Genomic DNA, 23,325 nt, shown 5'->3' on the forward strand with positions numbered 1-23,325 from the left:
TCGTGCGCCCATGCGCACAAAAAAGCTCGCCGTAGCGAGCTTTTTTCACACCAGACTCAGTTGTTAGAACTGGTTCATCGTGTTGTCTTTACCTGATGCTTTCAGAGCAGCTTCGCCACTGAAGTAATCTTTGTGATCATCGCCGATGTCCGAACCGGCCATGTTCTGATGCTTAACACAAGCGATACCCTGACGGATTTCCTTGCGCTGAACGCCAGCAACATAACCCAGCATACCCTGGTCACCGAAGTACTCTTTTGCCAGGTTGTCAGTAGACAATGCAGCAGTGTGATAAGTCGGCAGAGTAATCAGGTGATGGAAAATACCGGCTTCACGCGCTGAATCAGCTTGGAAAGTGCGGATTTTTTCATCTGCGGCAATCGCCAATTCAGTTGCGTCGTATTCAACACTCATCAGTGCAGCGCGATCGTAGGCAGAAACGTCTTTGCCTTCGCTTTTCATAGTGTCGAAAATTTGCTGACGGAAGTTCAGTGTCCAGTTGAATGACGGACTGTTGTTGTAAACCAGCTTGGCATTTGGAATGACTTTACGAATCGCATTGACCATACCGCCGATCTGAGCAATGTGTGGCTTCTCGGTTTCGATCCAAAGTAAATCTGCACCGTTTTGCAGAGATGTAATGCAATCCAATACGCAGCGCTCTTCACCAGTACCAGCGCGGAACTGGAACAAGTTGCTGGGCAAACGCTTAGGACGAAGAAGCTTGCCGTCGCGCTTGATGACAACATCACCGTTGCTCATGGAGTCAGTAGAAACTTCTTCAACGTCCAGGAAGGAGTTGTATTGATCGCCCAAATCGCCTGGCTCACGCGTTACCGCGATTTGCTTAGTCAAGCCTGCACCCAATGAGTCGGTACGCGCAACGATTACACCGTCGTCTATACCCAGCTCAAGGAACGCGTAACGTACAGCACGGATCTTCGCGAGGAAGTCTTCGTGAGGAACAGTTACTTTACCGTCTTGATGGCCGCACTGCTTTTCATCAGAAACCTGGTTTTCGATCTGGATACAGCATGCACCCGCTTCAATCATCTGCTTAGCCATCAGGTAGGTCGCTTCAGCATTCCCGAAACCGGCATCGATATCAGCAATGATTGGCACTACGTGGGTGATGTGGTTGTCAATTTTGTCCTGGATCGCTTGCTTGGCAGCGCCTTCTGCACCGTCTAATTGGCGGAACAAGCCGCCCAACTCGCGTGCATCAGCTTGACGCAAGAAAGTGTAAAGCTCTCTGATCAGGTCGGCAACAGCAGTCTTCTCGTGCATAGACTGGTCGGGCAACGGGCCGAACTCAGAGCGCAGCGCAGCAATCATCCAGCCGGACAGGTACAGATAGCGACGGTCGGTGCTATTGAAGTGCTTCTTGATAGAAATCATCTTCTGTTGACCGATAAAACCGTGCCAGCAACCCAAAGACTGGGTGTACCTGGACGAGTCGGCGTCGTAGTTCGCCATGTCATCGCGCATGATCTTGGCTGTGTACCTGGCGATATCCAGACCGGTTTTGAATCTGTTCTGGGCGCGCATACGTGCAGCGGACTCAGGATTAATCGCGTTCCAGGCACTACCTTCTTTGTCTTTCAGGCCGGCAATGGCTTTGATGTCGTCTTGATACTGTGACATGTGTATATCCTAAATAATAAAGCTAGATTGAAAAAACGTTTTGAGTGTCGGCACATCTGTTTACTCGCGTACGAAAAACAGGGTGGTGAAACCGAAGAAAAACTGCATGGAAGAATAATAGCCGGTTTTTTTAATATCAGCCATGTCTTATATAAGACATATGACTTAAATTAATATGTTTATTTTCAATGACTTAGATATAATATCTTGCTATGTGAAATGCATTTTCAAAAAAATGGAATGAGTTTTCAGATTTTCTTTGCATCCACATCCCACAATGTGGAATTAACTTTTCGCATCGTGGAAAAATGACAGTTCCGGCAAAAAAAAGTCATCAAGCTAAAACAGATTTCCGGTAACCGAAGTCTGACTGTGAATTACTGAGATTTTGACTCGCCTTGGCTCGTTTTGGCCTCTGGAATTTTGGGCTGACGATAGACACAATTGATGTAAGCGGTAAGCCATAGGCGTTGTATTCAGCGGGCCGCAGGGGAGGCCTTGCAGGCGTGGTGCCGCGAAACAGGCATATTCGCCCATCATCTGACTAGCTGGAAAACCGCTTTTTGCGCAGGAGCTAAAGTGCCCGGGTCGGGTGCCCGCGAAACGTTCGACTTACCTCAAAATGCAGAGCTGATTTTATCGAGCGAATTTTGCGCCAATCAGGCCTACGTTATCCGCGATCTGCATCTCGGTATGCAATGTCATCTGGAGATGACGCCAGAGTTGGTGCGCAAATGTGCAGCAAAAGGTGCTTCCGAGGTTGAAAGAGAAATCTCTGCAAATGGAAGCGCGGCGGTACAGCCGGTCGAACAGATGCTCAAGGACCTTGATGCGAGGACCTGCAATATCAACGCGACCATGCGTCGCCTGTATGACCGGTGGACGATCGGACTCAGGCGATGAGGCGAACCACAAATGCCTTTGCAAGTCCATTGCAGCAAGACAGAAGTCACTCGCGTTGATGTCATTACGGTGCATGTCAGTTCGGCGTTGCGGCGATCACTTGCGCAACCGCGTCAACGACCGCATTCACGTTGTCTGCGTTCAGGCCGGCAACGCACATGCGTCCGGAGCGCAGCAGGTAAACCCCGTATTGATCGCGCAAACGATCGACCTGCCCGGCACTCAGGCCGGTATAGCTGAACATGCCGCGCTGGGTCAGAAAACGCGAGATGTCGCGCTGCCCTACTTTGGGCAGCAAGCCCGCATGGATCGTCGTTCGCATCGTTTGAATACGCTCGCGCATCCCGGCCAGTTCGTCGGCCCAGGACTGGCGCAACTGCGGTGAATTCAACACGCTCGCGATGATGCGCGCACCGTGGGTCGGCGGGTTGCTGTAGTTGGCGCGCACCGTGCACATCAGTTGACCGAGCACGCGCGCAGCCTCCTCCGCGGTGGCGCACACCACGCTCAGGCCACCGCAGCGCTCGCCGTACAGCGAAAAGTTTTTGGAGAAGGAATTGGCGACGACGCAGCTCACTCCAGCATCAGTCAGCGCACGAACGGCAAATGCGTCTTCCTCGATGCCGTCGCCGAAGCCCTGATAAGCCATATCGACAAAGGCGATCAGATCGCGTTCCAGCAGCACCGGAATGAGCGCAGTCCATTGCGCCCGGCTCAGGTCGACACCGGTCGGGTTGTGGCAACAGGCATGCAGTAATACCACGCTGCGTGGCGACAGCTGCGACAGCGCGGCCAGCATGTCGTCGAAGCGCAAGCCGCCGGTCTGTGCATCGTAGTATGGATAAGTGTTGACTTTGAAACCGGAGCCTTCGAAGACCACGCGGTGGTTCTCCCAACTCGGATCGCTGATCCATACCTGCGAATCCGGGAAGTAGCGCCTGAGGAAATCGCTTCCCACTTTCAATGCGCCGGAGCCGCCGATACTTTGCAGCGTCGCGATGCGCTTGTCTAATAGCGCCAGGCAGCTAACGCCGAATACCAGTTCCTGCAGCGCTTTGCGGTAGTCTGCGGCCCCTGCCATGGGCAGATAAGGGCGCGGTCCGCCATTCGCCAGCAGGACGGATTCGGCCTCGCGCACCGCGTCCATCACGGGCAACTTGCCCGCGTCGTCGAAATAGATGCCGATGCTGAGATTGATTTTATTGGGGCGGGGATCGCTCTGAAAACTTTCGTTCAGGGTCAGAATTGGGTCGCCGGGATAGGCGTCAACATGGTCGAACATGATGCTTCCTTTGTGAAATGTGATGAATCGTATTAATGTGCGCCTCTTGCACCTACTCGCCATTCCGGTTTGTCGATCGCGTTGATCTTGAGCCGATCCAGGGAAAACTGACGCAAATGCTTGAACACGTTCTGGTTGATCGCCATGGTCACCTGCGTCACCAGCAGATCCGCGCCGTAGTGGCTGCATTCCCGTTTGAGCACGCTCGGCCTGCTGCTGGCGGATTGCTCCCCCAGAACACACCGGAATACATCTTCCAGCGTGACGGCAACGGGCGCGCAAGCGAGCATCCACGCATCCTGCCGGCTTTCATGCGGCTGTACCAGCGCCGCGCGCTGCAGGTCCTTGCATAGTTTCCGTAACGCAGCCGCGGGGCGGCAGGTGTCGCCTTCGAGTTCCGCAATGCTGACAGGCCGCGGTGCTCGTGACACCAGGCAGCCCAAAATTTCCGTGGCGGCGAGGAAACGATCGTGCAGTGCGCCGTCGCACAGGATGTAATGATCCATCAGGGTTTATTGTAGAAAAGTTGGATGACGATCTTGTCTCGCTATGACAGAGCAGACGCTCCTCAGAGCAGCTTACTTCATTATACGAACCGGCACTCGCTCCTCGAGCCAGGAGCCAAGTGAAATCAACACATCTTCGCGCGCCTTTGATGCAACAAACTGCACGCCAATCGGCAGCCGAAATCCTGCGGGCCAAATGGGATAGGAAAGTGCAGGGGCGTGAGTCAGGTTGAATGCCGGGGTGTAAGGATTCCAAGACATCCAGTCGTCGCTCTTCCAGCCAGACGGAACGTTCTTGCCAGCCTCGAATGCCGGGATGGGCATCGTCGGTAGCATCAGGACGTCCACATCGTCAAAGAGAGCTCCTAGCTTGACAGAGTGCTCATCGCGCGCCCGCAGTGCACTAAGTACCTCTTGTAATCCTGAGTGCTGCGCTTTCTCAACGAATCGCAGAAGACCTTGATCGATCTGGCTCCGGTCTTTCTCAGGTACATTTTTGATGGTGGCGACGCAACCCATTCGATATAAGAACTCACCTGTCTTCGATGCCGCTTTGACGTCGTATGCAACTTCTGGTACTGAAAATCCCCCTTGCCTGAGGATGCTCAGCATTTCGCTCATGCCTTGCTTGACCGAATCGTCACTATCATTCCATTGTTCCGGGGTTAACAAGCCGATCTTCAGCTTTTGGGGCGTAGAACCTGGCGCATTCAGCGCTCCCATCCCCACCGAGCTCCAGTCCTGCCCGGTAGGGCCCGCAATGACGCTCAACACTTCAGACAGATCGGTCATGCTTGCAGCAATAGGACCTGTGTGCACTACGTTAAAGAAGGTACTGGGAAATGGCGTTAAAGGAATACGACCGAACGTCGGTTTCAATCCGATAGTTCCGGTAAATGCTGCGGGGATCCGGACAGATCCACCGGCGTCGCTACCAATGGAGACGCGGACCACACCTGCCGCCACTGCGGCAGCGCAGCCTCCGCTGCTTCCGCCCGGCGTCAGTCGCGCATCCACTGGATTCGACGTAATGCCAAAACCCGGGCTATCCGTGACGCCTTTCCAGTTAAACTCTGGCGCACGTGTCTTGCCAATAAAAACGACTCCAGCTTCAATCAGCCTCGAAACGAACACCGCATTATCGCTGGCGGGAAGCGGAGAGCTCAACAGGGAGCCGCGGCGAATTGGCCATCCTGCGACGGAGGCAAACTCTTTGACAGTGATGGGCATCCCATCCAACAAGCTATTTGACCGTCCTGCTTTCCAACGCTTCGCCGATTGTTCTGCGTCGAACAAAGCACGGTCTCGATCAATGAGCGCAAAAGCATTGAACTTCCGGTTCACCTCCTCAGCATGATTCAATGCTGAGAGCGCGACATCTACGGGCGAGATCTCGCCGCTTGCATACTTTTCCCTTAAAGCGGCATACGATTGTCTGTGTAGCATTCCTGTTCCAATTCATAGATGGGCCATTTTCAATTCCGGATCGGCATGGTGCTGCTGCTCGTCCATAACCAGTCCCGAACCGCTTTTACGCGGCGTGCGGGAAGCTGGTTATATGAATATCGGACGCCTTTCGTTTGCTGATGTTGAATTACTTGACAACAGCGATTTGAACGCGTGCGCCACCTTTGTAGGTATACAGCGTCAGTGCGCCGTCTTTGATATCACCTTTGGCATCAAAAGCGATCAGGCCGGTCACGCCTTTGTAATGGACCTTGGCCAGTTCAGGCAGATACTTCGCCGGATCAGCCGAGTTTGCCTTCTGCATGGCGGCCACCATCGCATTGACGGAATCGTACACGTACGGTGCGTACTCTAATGGATCCACGTTGAATTTTTTCTTGTATGCGATCTTGAAATTCTCCACGCTCTTCTTGTCAACCTCTAAAACCCCACCAGCTTCGGCGCAAACGACTTGGCCTTCGCCGATTGCATCGCCAGCCAGTTGTGTCAGCGCGGGGTTGCAGATACCATCGCCGCCCATGAACCTGGCTTTGATCCCGAGTTGTTTCATCTGGCGCAGCATTGGGCCTGCAACCGCATCCATACCGCCGAAGAACACCAGATCCGGGTTCTTGGCTTTGATCGCGGTCAGAATGGCGCTGAAGTCGGTCGCCTTGTCGGTGGTGAACTGTGTTGCGACGATGTTGGCGCCATCTTTCTTTGCGCCTTTGGTGAACTCTTCCGCAACCCCTTGACCGTAGGCGGTACGGTCATCGATCACGGCGATGTTCCTGGCATGCAGTTTTTCGACTGCGTAACGACCCAGTGTGCCACCCAGTTGGCCATCGTTGGCAACCACGCGGAAAGCGGTGTTATAGCCTTGTTGGGTGTATTTCGGGTTGGTTGCCGATGGCGAGATTTGCGGGATCCCGGCCTCGTAATAGATCTTCGACGCTGGGATCGAGGTGCCCGAGGTCATGTGACCGATGACGCCATTGACGTGGGCATCGACCAGTTTCTGGGCAACCGAGGTTGCTTGCCTGGGATCGGCGGCATCATCTTCCGCCGCCAATTCAAAATGGACTTTTTTGCCGCCGATCATGGTGCCTTTGGCATTCAAATCATCGATCGCCATGCGGGCGCCGTTTTCATTGTCCTTGCCCAGGTGAGCAATCGCGCCGGTGATCGGACCAACGTGGGCGATCCTGACGATTTGTTCCTCGGCTGAGGCCATACCTGCCACAGCCAAAGCAATTGCGCCAGCCAGTGGAATCATTTTTGTCTTGAACTGCATGAACGTCTCCTAATAATTATAAAAGTGCATAGCTACTGGAACACCGTGATCAGGTGATCATAATTACGTAAGCTTTATTGCTGCATCAGGCCGCAATTGACTCTGTAGGCCCATTGTCGTTGTCGATATCCACCACTGCCTTCCATGTTCCGTCGATCAATTCCCACACCACCACATATTTTCCTGACAAGGTAATGGGCCCCTCATCTTTCGTCATGCTGATCTTGTAGTGGCCGATGTCGTACGCCATATCGCCGGACTGCGAAACATGGATATCAGGGGTGTACTCAGCGACAAAATCCTTGCGCTGGAGATACGTGTTCCAAACGCTACGCAAAACCTCCTGGCCACTGGCTTTTGCCCTACCGGGAGGCATGTAGGTAGCATGATCTGCATAGATTGAAATGATGGTCTCGAGATCCCGCTCACGGATGGCTTGCATCCACTGACGGTAGCGTTCAGTTATAGCTGTCACGACAGGTTCGAAATTTGACATGATCATTTTTGCTCCGGTTGAAATCTTGGCAGTGAAGAATGACGCCCTGGAGGGATGGTCGGACTAAAGCCTTGTGCCCGGCAGTGCACAAAGTTTGATCCCGGCTTGCCACCTTTCAGTCTTGCAATGCTGCCCACATTTCCTTGTCGCGTTGTGCGGTCCAAATGCGTGGATGCGCAATGCCGCTCGCTTCGTCGAAGGCACGTGAAACATCGAACGGCAAGCAATGCTCATAGATGAAAACATGACCGAACTTCGGATCCATCAATTTGCGTGTATGCGCCATTGCTCCTTTTAGATCAAGTTTCAGTTCAACGGCATCGCGACCACTCTGCAGCAGGGTTGTAACGAAATCTTTGGTGTAGTCGATGCCCTTGTTCACATCTGAGGCTGAAAGCAGTGCAGGTCCTCGACCCGGCACGAGTTTTTCGGCGCCGAAGTCGCGCAGTGCTTCAAGCGTCACAGGCCACTGTTCAAGTTGTGCATCACCGCAGTAGCAGGCTGCGTCATACTCAACCAGGTCGCCGGAAAACAAGACCTTTTGCGATGGTAGCCAGACAACCGTATCGCCCTTCGTATGTCCCGAACCTATGTGCGCGATCCGCACTTCGAGTTTGCCCATCCACAACGTCATTTCCCGTTCGAAAACGAGCGTTGGCCAAGTCAATCCTGGAACACTCTCCACACCCGCGAAAAGTCGCGGAAAGCGCGCGATTTCGGACTGCATGTCCTGTTCGCCACGTTCAACGATCATCTCGTAAGTGCCGCGACTGGCGATGATCTGCTGGGCACCCTCGGTAAGATAGGCCGAGGCGCCAAGAACGCGTACCGCATGGTAGTGCGACAGCACCACATACTTAATTGGCTTATCCGTCACCGAGCGAATCTTTGCGATGAGATCTTGCGCCATTGCCGGAGTGGCAGTCGCGTCGACGATCAATACGCCGTCGTCGCCGATTACGACGCCTGAATTTGGATCCCCTTCCGCAGTGTAGGCATAGGTATTTTCGGAAAGCTGGGTGAATGTCACCTTCTTTTCTTCCAGGTCTGCCTGGGATGCGAATACTTTGCTCATAGATTGATTCCGATCACTTTTTCAGGGCCGCAACAGCCTTGATTTCAATAAGAAGTGTTGGGCGGGCAAGTGCCGCAACGCCGACAATCGTCCATGCCGGTGCGTGTTCGCGGATGTACTTATCTTTGATTTCCAGAAATGCCGTTAATTGCGTGTTCACGTCGACGTGATAGCTAACAAGCTCGACGATGTCATCGCAGCCCAGCCCCGCTTCGCCCAAAATCGCTTCGAGTCTTTTGAATGCGAGGTCTATTTGTTCCTCAACACTTTCGGGTACTACGCCATCTGAGCGAATGCCGACTTGACCTGCAACAAACAACAGCCCACCGGCAGCTACTGCCGGTGCGTAATTAAATTTCTGGAACACTTCCGTGCTGCCGAAAACCGGATGAGGATTTGAAAGCGCGATTGTCGTTTTGTTCTGGTGCATCATGTTCTCCAGTAGATTGGTAAAAGAAAACTAAATAGTGAGAGATCCGCGTTGTTGTTGATCGTGCTCCTGCGATTCAAACAGAGCCTTGAAATTTCCCTGCCCGAATCCATCTTCGCCACGGCGTTCAATCAGTTCGAAAAAAATCGGCCCGATCTGCCTGCGTGTAAAGCGCTGCAGCAACATGCGCTCAGCATCTTTCCCGTCAACGAGAATGCCTTGCTGCGCGAGCCGCTGTACGTCGAGCTGATGACCAGGCAAACGCGCAGCGAGTCCGTTGTAATAGTGGGCCGAAGGCGGCTCCATGAATGCAATGTTGTTGCCGCTCAAAAACGCAATCGTCGCCTCGATGTCGGAGGTGAGCAGGGCGATATGCTGAATGCCCTCGCCACCGTAATCGCGGATAAATTCGTCGTTTTGATTGAGTACCCCCTCACTGTCGTAAGCTGCTGCAGCGATTGGTATCGATACCTTTTCATTAGGGCTGACCATTGAACGCGCTCGCATGCCGGATACTTTGCCCTTCACCTCAAGATATTGTTTTTCGGTGAAGCCAAAAGAGTTCTTGTAAAAATCGGCCCACTTGTCCAGGTTCGATGGATGAACGATATTCGACGTGTGATCAATGGCAACGACGCTTGCGTTAGTAGCTTGGACAACCGTTCCCGCTGAAGGCGCTGCGTCGAACGCCGTACGAGGATCGAAATCGATAAAGTAAACAAGGCTATCGCCGATACCAAGAATGGCTGGGGCATTCACGACAAAGTCGCCCTCACGCGACGGATCAGCGAGAGTAGCGCCCCCCTCAAGTGCTTGCTGCACGGCTTGCGCGGCATTATCTACACGAATACCGATGGCTCTCACTGACGCGCCATGTTTTTGTTGAAAATGGTTTGGCCGCCCGTTGACCACAAACGCCGCCTCTCCTTGCATCATGAGGAGTGCGCCGTCAGTTGATTGTCCGTATGGTGAAAAGCCAAGACGCCCAAACAAAGCTGTCAATTCAGATGGCGCAGATGAAACGAATTCCACAAATGCAAATCCGGCGGTTTGAACTTTTTCCAATCTAATCTCCGATATGGTGTCTAGGAAGGACTATATTTTCTCACCATAAAATAAGGAGAATGCTTTAATATAGTTAGCTCAATCACAAAATTACTTTAATTATGTTAGCCAATGTCGATAAAAACTTAACCGATGAAACCGACCTCCGGCTTCTGGCTTTGCTGATGCAAGATGCTCGCGTTCCGTTCAAAACATTGGCGGCTGAAGTAAACTTAACCGGACCTGCATGCGCCGAGCGTATTCGAAAACTACGCGAACGTGGGTACATTGAAGGATTCACGGCAGAGGTAAATTGGAAGAAGCTTGGTTTTCCCATCAAAGCGATTGTTCGCATCGGTGCGAATGCTGAGCAAGGAACCAAATTAGTGAAGATTTTTAAAGAAACCGCGAACGTGATCGAGGTCAATCGCGTGACTGGCTCGGATAGTTACGTGCTGCAGGTGCTTGCCAGATCACCTGACGAACTCGAGGTCATTATCGACAAGCTGGGTAGATACGGAACTATAACGACGTCACTTGTCCTATCGACGCCAGTCATGCCACACGGGCGCCTCAGTGATCTGATCTGCAAAGCAGATCCAATGAATCCCCCCACCTCGGCTTAAAACCAATCTCATCTATCGAGGCAAAAAACGCACCTTTCGTGTCACTTTACGCTCGCGTAGAGTGACACGAAAGGCGAAACTGGAAATTGCCGGAATCAATGACTTAGCGGCAGTTTTGCCAAAGAAGATGAGGCGATTTGACAGAGAAGTTGAGATTTTCTGCGGTTCCGCCACGAAAGATGAGATTTTCTGGAAACCCTGCTTTTTAAGCATATTTCGAATGAAATTGGGGAATTAGGCGCTTGACGGTTCGCTAATAAAACCGCTCCTGCAAATCCGATGGCTACCGTTGCCGCTAGCTCGAATTTGACCGACGGTGCTGCTTTTGACTGACCCATATCGAACCTCTGCAATCCCGCATTGGGTCGTTGTTCTCGAAGCATGCGGGTGGGTCAGCGATTTCCGGCAGCCCAGGTCAGGCTGCCTCGCCCCTTAGGCTCAGCATCATACGCAGCACAGTTTACTCACCTTGTACTTCATCATCCGTATGTGGTGACGGAGTTTGGCGTTGTACTTGTTGGGCATAGCTCGATAAGGATTGTCAGAATCGATCATATTTTACTGAACTTCAACGGTAGCCGTGCAACAACGCTTATTTATATTGGCTGACTGCAAACTTCTCTTCCGCAGCGATGACCGCGTGGTCGCCGAGGTAATAGCTCTTGATCGGTTTTAGGTTTTTATCTAACTCATATACAAGCGGCTGACCATTGGGAATGTTCAGATTTACGATATCAGTATCGTTGATTCCATCCAAGCTCTTGATGAGCGCGCGCAGGCTATTTCCGTGTGCCGAAATTAGGATGCGCTTTCCGGAGCGGATCGCTGGCGCAATCTCCTGTTCCCAAGCAGGCATTACGCGCGCAACCGTATCCTTCAGACATTCGGTCAGTGGTATCTGGTCCCGCGTCAGCGAGGAATAGCGTGGGTCGTCATATGAGGTCCGCACGTCTTGGACCTCCAGAGGTGGCGGCGAAGTATCGTAACTCCTGCGCCAGATCAGCACTTGCTCCTCGCCGTATTTGTAGGCAGTCTCGGCCTTATCCAGCCCCTGTAGTGCGCCGTAGTGGCGCTCGTTCATTCGCCAGTCGTGTGTCACCGGCAGCCCCACCTGGTCCATTTCATGCAACGCGAGCTGCAATGTCAGGATCGCGCGCTTCAAGACCGATGTGTAGCCGATGTCGAATGTAAAGCCAGCCTCCTTCAAAAGGCGACCAGCTTGGCGCGCCTCCGCAACGCCTTTCTCGGTGAGTTCAACATCAGTCCAACCGGTGAAACGGTTTTGCAGATTCCACGTGGATTCGCCGTGGCGCATCAGTACAATTTTATACATTTTTTATAATGATAGTGAGTCGTTGTATGGAGTTAATTACATCTGTTGAAATGCATCACGGCCCGGATAGCTGGCGATGTCCCCCAGATCTTCCTCAATGCGCAGCAACTGGTTGTATTTCGCCATGCGGTCCGAGCGCGACATCGAGCCGGTCTTGATCTGCAAGGCATTGGTACCGACCGCGATATCGGCAATGGTCGAATCTTCGGTTTCGCCCGAACGATGCGAAATCACGGCAGTGTAGCCGGCGCGTTTTGCCATTTCAATCGCTGCAAAGGTTTCCGTCAGCGTACCGATCTGGTTGATCTTGATCAGGATCGAGTTGGCGATGCCTTTCTGGATGCCTTCACGCAGGATCTTGGTATTGGTGACGAACAGGTCATCACCGACCAGCTGAATTTTCTTGCCGAGTGTTTCGGTCAGCAGCTTCCAGCCATCCCAATCGTTTTCGGCCATGCCGTCTTCGATGCTGATGATAGGATATTTGTCGCACCACGATGCCAGCAAGCCAGTGAACTGGGCACCGGTCAACGTCATGTTTTCGCCGGCCAGGACGTAGTTACCATCTTTGTAGAATTCGCTCGCAGCGCAATCCAGACCCAACGCGATTTGCGTACCTGGCTCGTAACCTGCGGCTTCAATCGCCTGGATGATCAGCTTGATCGCTTCTTCGTGGCTGGAAACCGATGGTGCAAAGCCACCTTCATCGCCAACCGACGTGGCCAAGCCTTTATCGTGCAGGATTTTCTTCAGTGCGTGGAATACTTCAGCACCGTAGCGAATCGCTTCGCGGAAGCTGGGCGCGCCGATCGGGATAATCATGAACTCTTGAATATCGAGGTTGTTGTCAGCGTGCGCACCGCCGTTGATGACGTTCATCATCGGCACCGGCATCTGCATCGCGCCGCTGCCGCCGAAATAACGGTAGAGTGGCAAGCCGGCTTCTTCAGCAGCCGCTTTAGCGACCGCCATCGAGACTGCCAGCATGGCATTCGCGCCTAGACGCCCCTTGTTTTCAGTGCCGTCGAGATCGATCAGAGTGCGGTCCAGGAACGCTTGTTCGTTGGCATCCAGGCCCATGATCGCTTCGGAAATTTCGGTATTGATATGCTCGCAAGCAGTCAACACGCCCTTGCCGCCGTAACGGTTTTTATCGCCGTCGCGCAATTCGATTGCCTCACGCGAGCCAGTCGAGGCACCGGATGGTACCGATGCGCGGCCCATCACGCCGGATTCCAGCAGGACGTCGCATTCGACAGTTGGATTGCCGCGCGAATCAATGATTTCGCGGCCGATGACGTCAACGATGGCACTCATAAATATAATTTCCTGTTAGTCGGTTAAAAGAGAAATAGTGATCATGCGCACGGATCAGCGCTCGTTGATGCGCATGATCTTCAATGCATTGGTGCCGCCGACTTGCCCCATCGGATCGCCCCAGGTGACCACGATCAGGTCGCCGTTCTGGACGATCCCTTTTGCCAGCAGCAATGCTTCAGTCGCCTTCAACACCTCTTCGCTGTCATGCGATGGCACCACCCCCAGCGTGCGCACATTGCGGTACAAGGCGACCTTGCGTTGCGTGGCAAGACTTGACGTAATGGCAAAAATCGGGATGTCGATGTTGTTGCGGCTCATCCAGAGCGCGGTCGAGCCGGATTCGGTCAATGCCGCAATCGCCTTGACCCGCAGATGGTAGGCCGTAAACAACGCGCCATACGCAATCGATTGATCGATACGGGTGAAGGTGAGATTCAGGAAATCGGCATCGAGCTTGCAGACATCCGATTTTTCCGCTTCGAGGCAAATGGCAGCCATTGCGGTGACGGTTTCAATCGGATATTTTCCCGACGCGGTTTCTGCCGACGTCATCACCGCATCGGTGCCATCCAGGACCGCATTGGCGACGTCCGACACTTCGGCCCGCGTCGGGATGGCATTGACGATCATCGACTCCATCATTTGCGTCGCTGTAATCGTCAGCTTGTTGGATGCGCGCGCCATTTTTATCATGCGCTTCTGCAGCCCGGGTACCGCGGCGTTGCCGACTTCCACCGCCAGGTCGCCACGGGCCACCATGATGCCGTCGGAAGCATCGATGATTTCCTGCAATACCGGGATCGCCTCGGCGCGCTCGATCTTGGCGATCATCAGTGGCTTGTGGCGATACGCCTCGCCGGCGATGTTGGCCAGTTGCCGCGCCATTTCCATGTCGGTTGCATTTTTCGGGAACGACACTGCAACATAATCGGCCTGGAAACTCATCGCCGTCTTGATGTCTTCCATATCCTTGGCCGTCAGTGCGGGCGCCGACAGGCCGCCGCCTTGGCGGTTGATGCCCTTGTTGTTGGAAAGCACGCCGCCGACTTGCACCGTGGTGTGGATCGCGCTGCCGATCACCTTGTCGACCACCAGCACGATCAGGCCATCGTTGAGTAGCAGGACATCATCTGGCTTCAGGTCGCGCGGCAGTTCTTTATAGTCGAGGCCGGCACGCTCCTGATTACCCAGTTCGCAGGCGGCATCGAGGATGAATCGAGCGCCATCTTGCAATTCAATCTGGCCGTTCTCGAACTTGCCGACCCGGATTTTAGGCCCTTGCAAATCGGCCATGATGGCAACTTCCCGCCCGCAGGCGGCTGCCGCCTGACGTACCAGGTTGGCGCGATCGATGTGGTCCTGCGCCTTGCCGTGCGAGAAATTCAGGCGTACCACATCCACCCCGGCCGCAATCATGCGGGTAAGTGTGGTCAGGTCGCTTGAAGCAGGTCCGACGGTGGAAACTATTTTGGTGGCTCTATGCATGATGGGTGACACCGACGCGAAGTCGTGTCTTTCTCCGAAATTGGTGGAATGAAGAAGTTAACGAGCACGTTCTAGCAATACCTCTACCGCAGGCAGGATCTTTCCTTCGAGGAACTCCAGGAAGGCCCCGCCCCCGGTCGAGATATAGGCGACCTTGTCGGTAATGTCGTACTTTGCGATCGCGGCGACGGTATCGCCCCCGCCTGCGATCGAAAAGCCCGGGGATTCGGCAATGGCTTGCGCGATGGCTTTCGTTCCCTGGCCGAACTGGTCGAATTCGAACACGCCGACCGGACCGTTCCATACGATAGTGCCGGCCTGGGCGATCTGCTGCGCAAACTGAACCGCGGTGCGCGGACCGATGTCGAGAATCATGTCGTCGTCAGCGACGTCCTTGAGATCCTTTAATGTCGCGATTGCGTCGGCAGAGAAGTTCTTTGCGCAGACCACGTCAAACGGGATGGGAACCGAGGCGCCGCGCTTAGCCAGCAGGGCGATAATCGCCTTCGCCTGGTCGACCAGGTCCGGTTCGGCCAAAGACTTGCCGATGTTGTGGCCGGCTGCCAGCATGAAGGTATTCGCAATACCGCCACCGACAATCAGATAGTCGACCTTGTCTGCCAACGATTCCAGTATGGTGAGTTTGGTCGAGACCTTGGAGCCGGCAACGATGGCAATCAAGGGCCGCGCCGGTTGCCCCAGGGCCTTGCCTAGCGCGTCGAGTTCTGCCGCCAGCAGCGGACCGGCACAGGCGACGGGCGCATATTTCGCCATGCCGTGGGTAGTCGCTTCTGCGCGATGCGCCGTGCCAAAGGCATCATTGACATAGATATCGCACAGCTTTGCCATCTTTTGCGCAAGCTCATCGCTGTTCTTTTTCTCGCCTTTATTGACGCGACAGTTCTCTAACAATACTAGCTGGCCCGGAGCGACGGTCACGCCATCGACCCAGTTCTGCTTGAGTTCGACAGGCAAGCCGAGCAATGTAGAAAGCCTGTCTGCGATCGGCGCAAGTGAGTCCGCCGGTTTGAACGCGCCTTCAGTCGGGCGCCCGAGATGGGAAGTGACCATGACGGCAGCGCCAGCCTCCAGTGCTAGCCGGATCGCGGGGACCGAAGCGCGTATGCGGGTGTCGTCCGTGATGTTGCTGGCATCGTCCTGCGGCACGTTAAGATCGGCGCGGATAAAGACACGTTTTCCCTGCAGCTGGTTGTGCATAGCTAAATCGCTTAAGCGTATGAATTGCATGCTCATTGCGCCGCCATCAGTGCAACAGTGGTATCCAGCATGCGGTTGGAGAAGCCCCACTCGTTGTCGTACCAGGACGAGACCTTGACCAGACGGCCGGACACTTTGGTCAGCGTCGCGTCAAACGAGCTCGATGCCGGGTTGTGGTTGAAATCAACTGATACCAGTGGCTCCGTGTTGTATTCCAGGATGCCCTTCAACGGACCGTTTTCCGATGCTTCCTTCATGATCGCGTTGACTTCCTCGACCGTCGTGTCGCGTGCGGCGATGAACGACAGATCGACGATCGATACGTTGATGGTCGGCACGCGGATCGCAAAACCGTCCAGCTTGCCGTTCAGTTCCGGCAACACCAGACCGATCGCCGCAGCAGCGCCGGTCTTGGCCGGGATCATCGAATGGGTGGCGGAACGGGCGCGGCGCAGGTCTTCATGCATCACGTCGGTCAATACCTGGTCATTGGTGTACGAGTGGATGGTCGTCATCAGGCCGGTTTCAAGGCCGATTTTCGCGTGCAAAGGCTGGACCAGTGGGCCCAGGCAGTTGGTGGTGCAGGAGGCGTTGGAAATGACGGTGTCAGTCGCCTTCAACACGCCGTGGTTGATGCCGTACACGATGGTGGCGTCCACGTCCTTGCCGCCCGGTGCCGAGATGATGACTTTTTTCGCGCCGCCGGCCAGGTGGGCCGAGGCTTTTTCCTTGGTGGTGAAGAAGCCGGTGCATTCCAGCACGATGTCGACGTTCAGCTCGCCCCAGGGGATGAGGGCCGGATTGCGCTCAGCGAAGACCTTGATCGGGTCGCCGTTGACGATCATGGTGTCGCCTTCGACCGTGACAGTGCCTGGGAACTTGCCGTGGACGGTATCGTGGCGCGTCAGATGGGCATTCGTTTCGGCATTTCCGAGGTCGTTGATCGCGACGATCTGGATGTCATTTTTTTTGCCGCCTTCGTAGTGGGCCCGAAGAACATTGCGGCCGATGCGGCCATAGCCATTGATTGCAACGCGAATAGTCATGATGAAAGTCCGAAAAAGTGGGTTGGCTCGCTATATTTTTTAAAACATCTGCGGGTGTCAGCCGCTATTGCGCAATCCGGCGGCGATGCCGTTGATCGACAAATGGATTCCTGTCCGTACGCGTGTGTCGTGGTCTCCTTCGCGGAAGCGCCGCAATGTAGCCGAGTTTTTCCGTCAGGCCCGGCAAATCGCCCAGACCGTCGCCATTGCCATCCGCAAAGCTGCGTGGGTAGACCTGATAAATCACAGCGCCCCGCCACCAGTTGTTACGCATCAGTCGTCTCTCTTTTATGCAAACCATTCTTCTGCCGAATATTAATCCGGGCGCCGCGCGATTACTTCCACGCCCGTATTGAGATACGAAATCAAACATTTACCGCAAATCAGGAGGCCAACAGCGTCTCTGCAAGCGAGCCAGGCCGTCCGTTCCGGACGTAGGCTTAATGCAACAAAAGCAGCAGTAAACGACAACACATAAAAATATCGATCAAGTTGTGTCGATAAACGCTTTACCGCGATCTCGATTCGGAATATATTCTTCATTAATAAATCAAATGCCTTTATTAATTAACTTACCTCCGACTTCCACCTCATGGCTATGCCATAGGTGCGGAAACTTTGCTTTCTGATAAAAAATATTCAACCTGCTGCTGCGCGATTACTTCCACACAGTTATTGAAATGGAAATCAAACATGAGCCAAAAATCAGACCGCCAACGCCTTGAATACAGTGGGGCTACGCTGTCCGTTCCGGGTCTACGCTCGCTGGGGCATTACCGCTATCTGACGGCACAGCCGGGATTGCCGCCGCATGTCCATGCCGATGCGATGGAAATCTCGCTGCTGGTGCGCGGACAACAGACTTACCGTGTCGATGAAGACAAATACACGATCGAAAGCGGCGAGGTGTTCATTACCTTTCCTGGGGAGCGGCACGATAGCGCTGGCCACCCAGAAGAGAAAGGGGAATTGTATTGGCTTCAGTTGCATCTGCTTGAGATGGATAATTTCCTCGGCTTGTCTACAAGCAGCGCCGCCGCGCTGCAGTCTGCACTCTGCGGGCTTGCCATGCGCCACTTCCGAATTTCACCGGCGGCCCAGCACGATCTGGAGCAATGTCTCGTTTTTTTACAGCAGCCGCGTACGCTTCAGATCCAGTTGTATATAGAAAATCATCTACGCAATTACGTCATGCATGTCTTGCATGCGGCCAGCGCTGCGCCGGTGCAGGCCACCAGCGCGGGCATCCAGAAATGCATAGACTATATTCACCAGAGCGAGCAAGACGATATCGGGTTGGAAGAATTGGCCGCTCTGGTCGGGCTCTCACTGCCCCAGTTCAAATGCCGCTTCCGCCGGGAGGCGGGCCTGCCGCCTGCCGAGTTCATGATTCGCCACAAAGTGCAGCAGGCCTGTCAACTGCTGGAACAAAAGCGGATGCCGGTAACCGATATGGCTTTTATGCTCGGCTTTTCAAGTTCGCAATATTTTTCCACCGTTTTCAAACGCTACACCGGATGTGTACCGAGCCGTTACCTAGAGACGAGAGGGCATGAAGAAAACGTTCCGGCGACAAGAGTGCGGGCTTTTTAGGGCCTATTATCTTTGTTAATTAATGACACCCTTCCTAAAAATGAAGTTTGCGTAAGTTTGCATCTCACCGGTTTGCACGATCGCGTAGGCTTGCTTGACGCGTTCGTAAAAGCTGAACCGCTCGACCGCTTCGCATTGCCCGGGTGCGGCCAAACGGCCCGCCTCCAGCAGCACAATCACCGATGACTGCAGCGCCGACGTGTAGCCGTCGGGCGTGTCGGACACCTTCATGTAAGCGACCGGCCGGGCAACGGCAGCGTCCAGCGGAAACACCGTCAGCACCGCCGCGCATGCCCGCTGCAGATCGCTGCCGGGCAGTCGGACGATGGGTTTGCCTCGCCCTAACGATTCGGCGGTGAAGTTGGCGTCGACCACCGCGACCTCATCGCCATGCCCCATTTCGCACAGGATCTTGAGCAACTCCGGCGACAGCAATGGATCGATACCCTTAAGCATGTGTTTCCTTCAATAATAAATAATGAAATAACAAACAACGGTAAGGCAAGAAAGTGCGCCTAGTACATGTGCTGCCCACCGGTGATGGCGATATTCGCCCCGGTCACAAACGCGGCCTCATTCGCCGCCAGATAGGCGACCAGGCCGGCGACTTCCTCCGGCTTGCCCAGACGCCCCATCGGAATCTGCGGAATGATCTTGGAGTCAAGTATGTCCGGCGCAATCGCCATGACCATCTTGGTGCCGATATAACCAGGCGAAATGGTGTTCACCGTCACGCCCTTGCGCGCCACTTCCAGCGCCAGCGCCTTGGTGAAGCCATGCATGCCGGCCTTGGCGGCCGCGTAGTTGCTTTGTCCGAACGCGCCTTTTTGCCCATTCACCGACGAGATGTTGATGATCCGCCCCCAGCCGCGCTCGACCATGCCGTCGCACAGCGGTTTGGTCATGTTGAATACTGAATCGAGATAAGAATCGCGCTGCGAACTAGTAGCGTTCCACCGCCAGTGCCACGCCCATGCCGCCGCCAAATTTACCTACCGCAGTACGGCCTGCGGCTACAATAACGACGTCATCCATTTTGACTCTCCTTCAAAAACCACAAAGACAGAATATTAATCCTGGCACCGCGCAATTACGTCCACGCCGGTATTGAAATACGAAATCAAACATGCGCCACAAATCAGAGCACCAACTTTGGGCGAGCGATTTCGCTGCCCCCTGAAACTGAATACGCTTTCCTCCCTCGAAAAAAAAGCCCACTCAAATACGAATGGGCAAACAGGGAGTTACCTGGGGACGTCTCGCTACTGCCATTAATCGGCACAATTTCAAGATAGTGCAGATTGCCGTTTAGAACGTGTGACTTATACCCGAGTAGAACGCGTTCTGGTTGACGCCAGGTGCACCAGTGCCGGTTTCAACGGCAAAACTGGTGAGCGCGCTATTCCGTACGGTACCGATGCTTGCATACAGCAGGGTGCGCTTGGACAGGCTGTAATTGGTGCCGAGCATGAACAGGTTGGCAGTGCCGCTGTGCTGATTGAGCTTGACGTGATACGCGCCGCCGATCAGCGTCAGCGCCGGACTGAGTTGATAGTTGGCGCCGAGCCAGAACTGGTTAGCCTTGTCGGGATTGCCTTGGCTGGCGATCACGGCGGGTGCCGATAGATGTTCGTAGCCGGCAAACAGCTTCAGCTTATCGATGGTGACAGTGCCGCCGAGAGTCAACTCTTTCGAATATTGAAACAGGGACGAGTATTGTCCGTTGGCGTCATTCGCAAAGTCGTACATCGCCCGCAACTCGTAGCTCGGTTGTACGTAAGCCAGAGAGAGCCCGCCCGTGCTGCCTTTTTTGGTCGAGCCGGCCACTTCACCCATGCCATACACGCCTTGTGCGGTGAAGCCGCCCAGGTTTGGCGTGGTGTAGTCGATTTCGTTATTGTAGGTTGGCCAGTTGCGCCCCTTTACCAGAGTGGCGGTGCCCATTCCTTGTTGGCCGCCTGAATCCAGATTCCAGACCACGTCGCTGGGAAGGGTTAAATCCCGACCTATTTTCAGAGTACCGAAACCACCGCTCAGGCCGACCAAAGAACGCCGCGTCCACAGGCCGGAGCCGCCATTCACGGTGCCGGTGCTGCCGTCAAAGCCGTTTTCCAGAAGGAACAGCGCGCTGAGCCCGCCGCCCAGGTCTTCAGTGCCCTTGAAGCCGAACATGCTGGTGCCCCAGACATTGCCGTCGACGCCCCATTTGCCGCCAACGATGGCTTTGCCGTTGCTATCGACGCGACCGGTATCCTGATTGCTTTGGTAATTGATGCCATCCACGACGCGGCCATAGATGGTCACATTGGTTTGGGCTTGCGCCTGACCGATACAGGCGCAAGCGAGTATTGCCGCAGCGGCGAGGGGCTTTGCCAGCGGCAAGGTTTTCAAAACAGACTTTCTCATTTCATCTCCTAAGTAAAAAATGTGGGGTTGACCACTGTTTTTTGAGTCTTGTGCAACTCGAGTTAGATGTTTTTTAGTAAGGCATGTACTTGTGCCAGCTGTGGTGGCTTGGCGCCGGCATTCAGGCAAGCAGCAGAACCGCAAGCAACCGAAAATCGCAAGTGGTTTAGCCAGTTGATATCTGAGGCGGGGCGTGGCGTCTGCTGAGACTCTTGAATCAGCGAGTAAATCAGTCCGGCGATACCGGCATCGCCAGCGCCGACGGTATCGACGATCTCGATGGACGGAGGAGACACATGCCACTGCCGGTCGTCGACCAGCATCGTCGCGCCTTGGGCGCCTAATGTCAGCAGAACGGCCGCATCGGGGTTGAGGCTGCGCAATGTATCGAGTGCGGCGTGCTGATTGTCGGTGCGGAATAGTCCGCATAAGTCCTCATCCGATACCTTGATCACGTCGGCCAATTGCGCCATGCGCTTCAGCACGGAATCGTATTCCGCATTCATCAGGTTGCGGAAATTAGGGTCGTAGCTGATCCGCACGCCAGCTTGTTTAAGTTCTTCGGCCAAGGCGATCAGAATCCCGGCAAGTGGTGCGCGGGTCAGGCTGATACCGCCAAAATGCACCCATTTCGCCGCAGATTGCCAGTGCGCTGGCAATTTGGCGGAATCAAAGGCGAGATCGGCGCTGTTCTCGCCGATGAAGTTATATTGCGGCGGAGAGGTTTCGTAGACGATAGCCAGCAAGGGCGGGCGCGCGACGCGCTGTAAAAATCGCAGATCGAGGCCGGCTGCGCGACTAGCGGCAAACAGGCAGTCTCCAAACCAGTCCTGGCTGATTGCCCCGGCAAATCCGGTAGAGACGCCGAGACTCGCCATTGCGCGTGCGACATTCCAAATGGCGCCGCCGGTTTTGCTCAACCACCGATCGCCATCGGTACGAATCAAGTCAGTGAGCGCTTCACCGGCGCTGACAAATTGCGGTAACCGGGCAGTACCAGCTTGGGTGTTGGCAGCCTGCTGGTGGCTGGTTGGTGGCATGGTTCGCTCCGGGCGGCTTCGATCAAAGCCAGTTAAATATCTTTTAGTTTAATTTTGCGCGATCTCCCCTCCCCTATTTTCCTGGAGATAAAATCGCGCCTTCGTTAGAAGTCTATTCGGCGCCAGGCAGGTACTAACCGGCGCTGGCACTCACGACGCGGGCTATCTAGGGCACCGGCCGTTCGCTTGGAAGATCAGTCATAAAGGACGCTGGCGATCTTCGGGTCGTTGATGTTGGTCTTGTCATACCAGTAGAAACCGGTGTCGATCACCTTGGGCTGCTTCTCGCCCTTGAGCGTCTTCACAGCGGCTTCCACGGTCTTGTAGCCAATGCCCACCGGGTTCTGCGTGATGGCGCCGGCCATGCTTCCATTCCGAATGGCGTCTTTCTGCTGTTTGCCGGAGTCGAAACCCACAATCACCAGCTTGCGCTTCATCTCCTTGCAGCCGTTGAGTACGCCGATCGCCGAGCCTTCATTGGTGCCGAAAGCGCCCTTGAGATGAGGGTAGGCCTGCAGGATCGACTTGGTGACCTCGGTGGACTTCAGTTGGTCGCCGCCGCCGTACTGGATGCTGACGATCTTGATCTTTGGATAAGCGGCCTTCATGCGTTCCACGAAGCCGTCACGCCGATCGACGCCGGTGCGGCCGGTCTGGTCGTGGGCCACGACCGCCACTTCGCCCTCCTTGCCCACCAACTCGGCCAGCTTGTCGGCCGCCATCGCCGCCGCCGCCTTGTTGTCGGTGGTGGCGGTGGTCACGGGGATGTCGCTATCCACCCCCGAGTCAAAGGCGACGACCGGAATCTTGGCCGCCTGCGCCTTCTTCAGCAACGGCAGGGCTGCCTTGCTGTCCAGCGCTGCGAAACCTATGGCCTGGGGTTTCTTGGCCAGCGCGGCCGACAGCATGTCAATTTGCTTGTCGACCATGGTCTCCGATTCGGGGCCTTCGAACGAGACCTTCACGTGGAAGTCCTTGGCCGCCTGCTCGGCCCCGGATTTCACAGCTTGCCAAAACTGGTGCTGAAAGCCCTTCGAAATCAGGGGAATGTAGGTCTCCTGCGCCAGCGCTGCGCCGCTAAGGCCCAAGGCAGCCGTCAGGCCGATGGCAATATTCAGTACTCTTCTTTTCATCATGT

General features: G+C 54.7%; 21 protein-coding genes and 3 pseudogenes. 3 read left to right on the plus strand and 21 right to left on the minus strand.

Annotated elements, in window-relative coordinates:
* Nucleotides 1–63 precede the first annotated feature (63 nt).
* Nucleotides 64–1,644 (minus strand): isocitrate lyase, encoded by a 1,581-nt coding sequence (locus AC3CHX_RS19440; protein ID WP_488629663.1) that lies wholly within the window; start codon nucleotides 1,642–1,644, stop codon nucleotides 64–66.
* A 498-nt stretch (nucleotides 1,645–2,142) separates the two neighbouring features.
* Between AC3CHX_RS19440 and AC3CHX_RS19445 the strand changes: the two genes are divergently transcribed.
* On the plus strand, nucleotides 2,143–2,547 hold the full coding sequence (locus AC3CHX_RS19445) for a hypothetical protein (protein ID WP_488629664.1): 405 nt from the start codon (nucleotides 2,143–2,145) through the stop codon (nucleotides 2,545–2,547).
* A gap of 76 nt (nucleotides 2,548–2,623) precedes the next feature.
* Here AC3CHX_RS19445 and AC3CHX_RS19450 read toward each other — a convergent pair whose 3' ends face one another.
* The 8 genes from AC3CHX_RS19450 to AC3CHX_RS19485 form a co-directional block, all read right to left on the minus strand.
* Nucleotides 2,624–3,829 carry an amino acid aminotransferase gene (locus AC3CHX_RS19450; RefSeq protein WP_488629665.1) on the minus strand — a complete coding sequence of 402 codons (1,206 nt, stop codon included), beginning with the start codon at nucleotides 3,827–3,829 and terminating at the stop codon, nucleotides 2,624–2,626.
* Nucleotides 3,830–3,861: 32 nt separating this feature from the next.
* Nucleotides 3,862–4,335, minus strand: coding sequence for an Rrf2 family transcriptional regulator (locus AC3CHX_RS19455; protein ID WP_488629666.1), 474 nt, complete (start codon nucleotides 4,333–4,335; stop codon nucleotides 3,862–3,864).
* Nucleotides 4,336–4,407: 72 nt separating this feature from the next.
* Nucleotides 4,408–5,781: an amidase family protein gene (locus AC3CHX_RS19460; protein ID WP_488629667.1), complete on the minus strand. Its 1,374-nt coding sequence runs from the start codon at nucleotides 5,779–5,781 to the stop codon at nucleotides 4,408–4,410.
* Nucleotides 5,782–5,929: 148 nt separating this feature from the next.
* Nucleotides 5,930–7,075 carry a branched-chain amino acid ABC transporter substrate-binding protein gene (locus AC3CHX_RS19465; RefSeq protein WP_488629668.1) on the minus strand — a complete coding sequence of 382 codons (1,146 nt, stop codon included), beginning with the start codon at nucleotides 7,073–7,075 and terminating at the stop codon, nucleotides 5,930–5,932.
* An 85-nt stretch (nucleotides 7,076–7,160) separates the two neighbouring features.
* The gene (locus tag AC3CHX_RS19470; protein WP_488629669.1) at nucleotides 7,161–7,571 is read right to left on the minus strand and encodes a YybH family protein; all 411 of its coding nucleotides are present in this window, start codon (nucleotides 7,569–7,571) and stop codon (nucleotides 7,161–7,163) included.
* A 115-nt stretch (nucleotides 7,572–7,686) separates the two neighbouring features.
* Nucleotides 7,687–8,646, minus strand: a complete 960-nt coding sequence (locus AC3CHX_RS19475; RefSeq protein WP_488629670.1) for an MBL fold metallo-hydrolase — start codon at nucleotides 8,644–8,646, stop codon at nucleotides 7,687–7,689.
* A gap of 13 nt (nucleotides 8,647–8,659) precedes the next feature.
* Nucleotides 8,660–9,079, minus strand: coding sequence for a RidA family protein (locus tag AC3CHX_RS19480; RefSeq protein WP_488629671.1), 420 nt, complete (start codon nucleotides 9,077–9,079; stop codon nucleotides 8,660–8,662).
* Nucleotides 9,080–9,106: 27 nt separating this feature from the next.
* On the minus strand, nucleotides 9,107–10,141 hold the full coding sequence (locus AC3CHX_RS19485; protein ID WP_488629672.1) for a 4-hydroxyphenylpyruvate dioxygenase family protein: 1,035 nt from the start codon (nucleotides 10,139–10,141) through the stop codon (nucleotides 9,107–9,109).
* A gap of 101 nt (nucleotides 10,142–10,242) precedes the next feature.
* Between AC3CHX_RS19485 and AC3CHX_RS19490 the strand changes: the two genes are divergently transcribed.
* Nucleotides 10,243–10,746, plus strand: coding sequence for an Lrp/AsnC family transcriptional regulator (locus AC3CHX_RS19490; protein WP_488629673.1), 504 nt, complete (start codon nucleotides 10,243–10,245; stop codon nucleotides 10,744–10,746).
* A 592-nt stretch (nucleotides 10,747–11,338) separates the two neighbouring features.
* Here AC3CHX_RS19490 and gpmA read toward each other — a convergent pair.
* From gpmA to AC3CHX_RS19525, 7 genes and pseudogenes are all read right to left on the minus strand, one after another.
* Nucleotides 11,339–12,079: a 2,3-diphosphoglycerate-dependent phosphoglycerate mutase gene (gpmA, locus tag AC3CHX_RS19495; RefSeq protein WP_488629674.1), complete on the minus strand. Its 741-nt coding sequence runs from the start codon at nucleotides 12,077–12,079 to the stop codon at nucleotides 11,339–11,341.
* 36 nt (nucleotides 12,080–12,115) lie between these two features.
* Nucleotides 12,116–13,396: a phosphopyruvate hydratase gene (gene eno, locus AC3CHX_RS19500; RefSeq protein ID WP_488629675.1), complete on the minus strand. Its 1,281-nt coding sequence runs from the start codon at nucleotides 13,394–13,396 to the stop codon at nucleotides 12,116–12,118.
* A 54-nt stretch (nucleotides 13,397–13,450) separates the two neighbouring features.
* Nucleotides 13,451–14,884 (minus strand): pyruvate kinase, encoded by a 1,434-nt coding sequence (pyk, locus tag AC3CHX_RS19505; protein WP_488629676.1) that lies wholly within the window; start codon nucleotides 14,882–14,884, stop codon nucleotides 13,451–13,453.
* Between the two features lie 57 nt (nucleotides 14,885–14,941).
* On the minus strand, nucleotides 14,942–16,132 hold the full coding sequence (locus tag AC3CHX_RS19510) for a phosphoglycerate kinase (protein WP_488644872.1): 1,191 nt from the start codon (nucleotides 16,130–16,132) through the stop codon (nucleotides 14,942–14,944).
* Nucleotides 16,133–16,134: 2 nt separating this feature from the next.
* Nucleotides 16,135–17,148: a type I glyceraldehyde-3-phosphate dehydrogenase gene (gene gap / locus AC3CHX_RS19515; protein ID WP_488629677.1), complete on the minus strand. Its 1,014-nt coding sequence runs from the start codon at nucleotides 17,146–17,148 to the stop codon at nucleotides 16,135–16,137.
* Nucleotides 17,149–17,205: 57 nt separating this feature from the next.
* Nucleotides 17,206–17,304: pseudogene (locus AC3CHX_RS19520) on the minus strand (phosphoenolpyruvate carboxylase); the annotation flags it as partial.
* Nucleotides 17,294–17,422, minus strand: a pseudogene (locus AC3CHX_RS19525) (alpha-amylase family glycosyl hydrolase); the annotation flags it as partial. The pseudogenes AC3CHX_RS19525 and AC3CHX_RS19520, both read right to left, overlap by 11 nt.
* A gap of 419 nt (nucleotides 17,423–17,841) precedes the next feature.
* Between AC3CHX_RS19525 and AC3CHX_RS19530 the strand changes: the two are divergent.
* Nucleotides 17,842–18,741, plus strand: a complete 900-nt coding sequence (locus AC3CHX_RS19530; RefSeq protein ID WP_488629678.1) for a helix-turn-helix domain-containing protein — start codon at nucleotides 17,842–17,844, stop codon at nucleotides 18,739–18,741.
* Between the two features lie 15 nt (nucleotides 18,742–18,756).
* Here AC3CHX_RS19530 and AC3CHX_RS19535 read toward each other — a convergent pair whose 3' ends face one another.
* From AC3CHX_RS19535 to AC3CHX_RS19555, 5 genes and pseudogenes are all read right to left on the minus strand, one after another.
* Complete coding sequence (locus tag AC3CHX_RS19535) at nucleotides 18,757–19,197, minus strand: RbsD/FucU family protein (RefSeq protein WP_488629679.1); 441 nt, start codon at nucleotides 19,195–19,197, stop codon at nucleotides 18,757–18,759.
* A 59-nt stretch (nucleotides 19,198–19,256) separates the two neighbouring features.
* Nucleotides 19,257–19,664 (minus strand): annotated as a pseudogene (locus AC3CHX_RS19540) (SDR family oxidoreductase); the annotation flags it as partial.
* A gap of 385 nt (nucleotides 19,665–20,049) precedes the next feature.
* Nucleotides 20,050–21,147: a porin gene (locus tag AC3CHX_RS19545; RefSeq protein WP_488629680.1), complete on the minus strand. Its 1,098-nt coding sequence runs from the start codon at nucleotides 21,145–21,147 to the stop codon at nucleotides 20,050–20,052.
* Nucleotides 21,148–21,209: 62 nt separating this feature from the next.
* Nucleotides 21,210–22,187 (minus strand): carbohydrate kinase family protein, encoded by a 978-nt coding sequence (locus AC3CHX_RS19550; RefSeq protein WP_488629681.1) that lies wholly within the window; start codon nucleotides 22,185–22,187, stop codon nucleotides 21,210–21,212.
* 194 nt (nucleotides 22,188–22,381) lie between these two features.
* A complete protein-coding gene (locus AC3CHX_RS19555; RefSeq protein ID WP_488629682.1) occupies nucleotides 22,382–23,323 on the minus strand; it encodes a substrate-binding domain-containing protein in 942 nt (313 codons plus the stop codon).
* Nucleotides 23,324–23,325: the final 2 nt, after the last annotated feature.

The sequence above is a fragment of the Glaciimonas sp. OK215 genome (assembly GCF_057787885.1).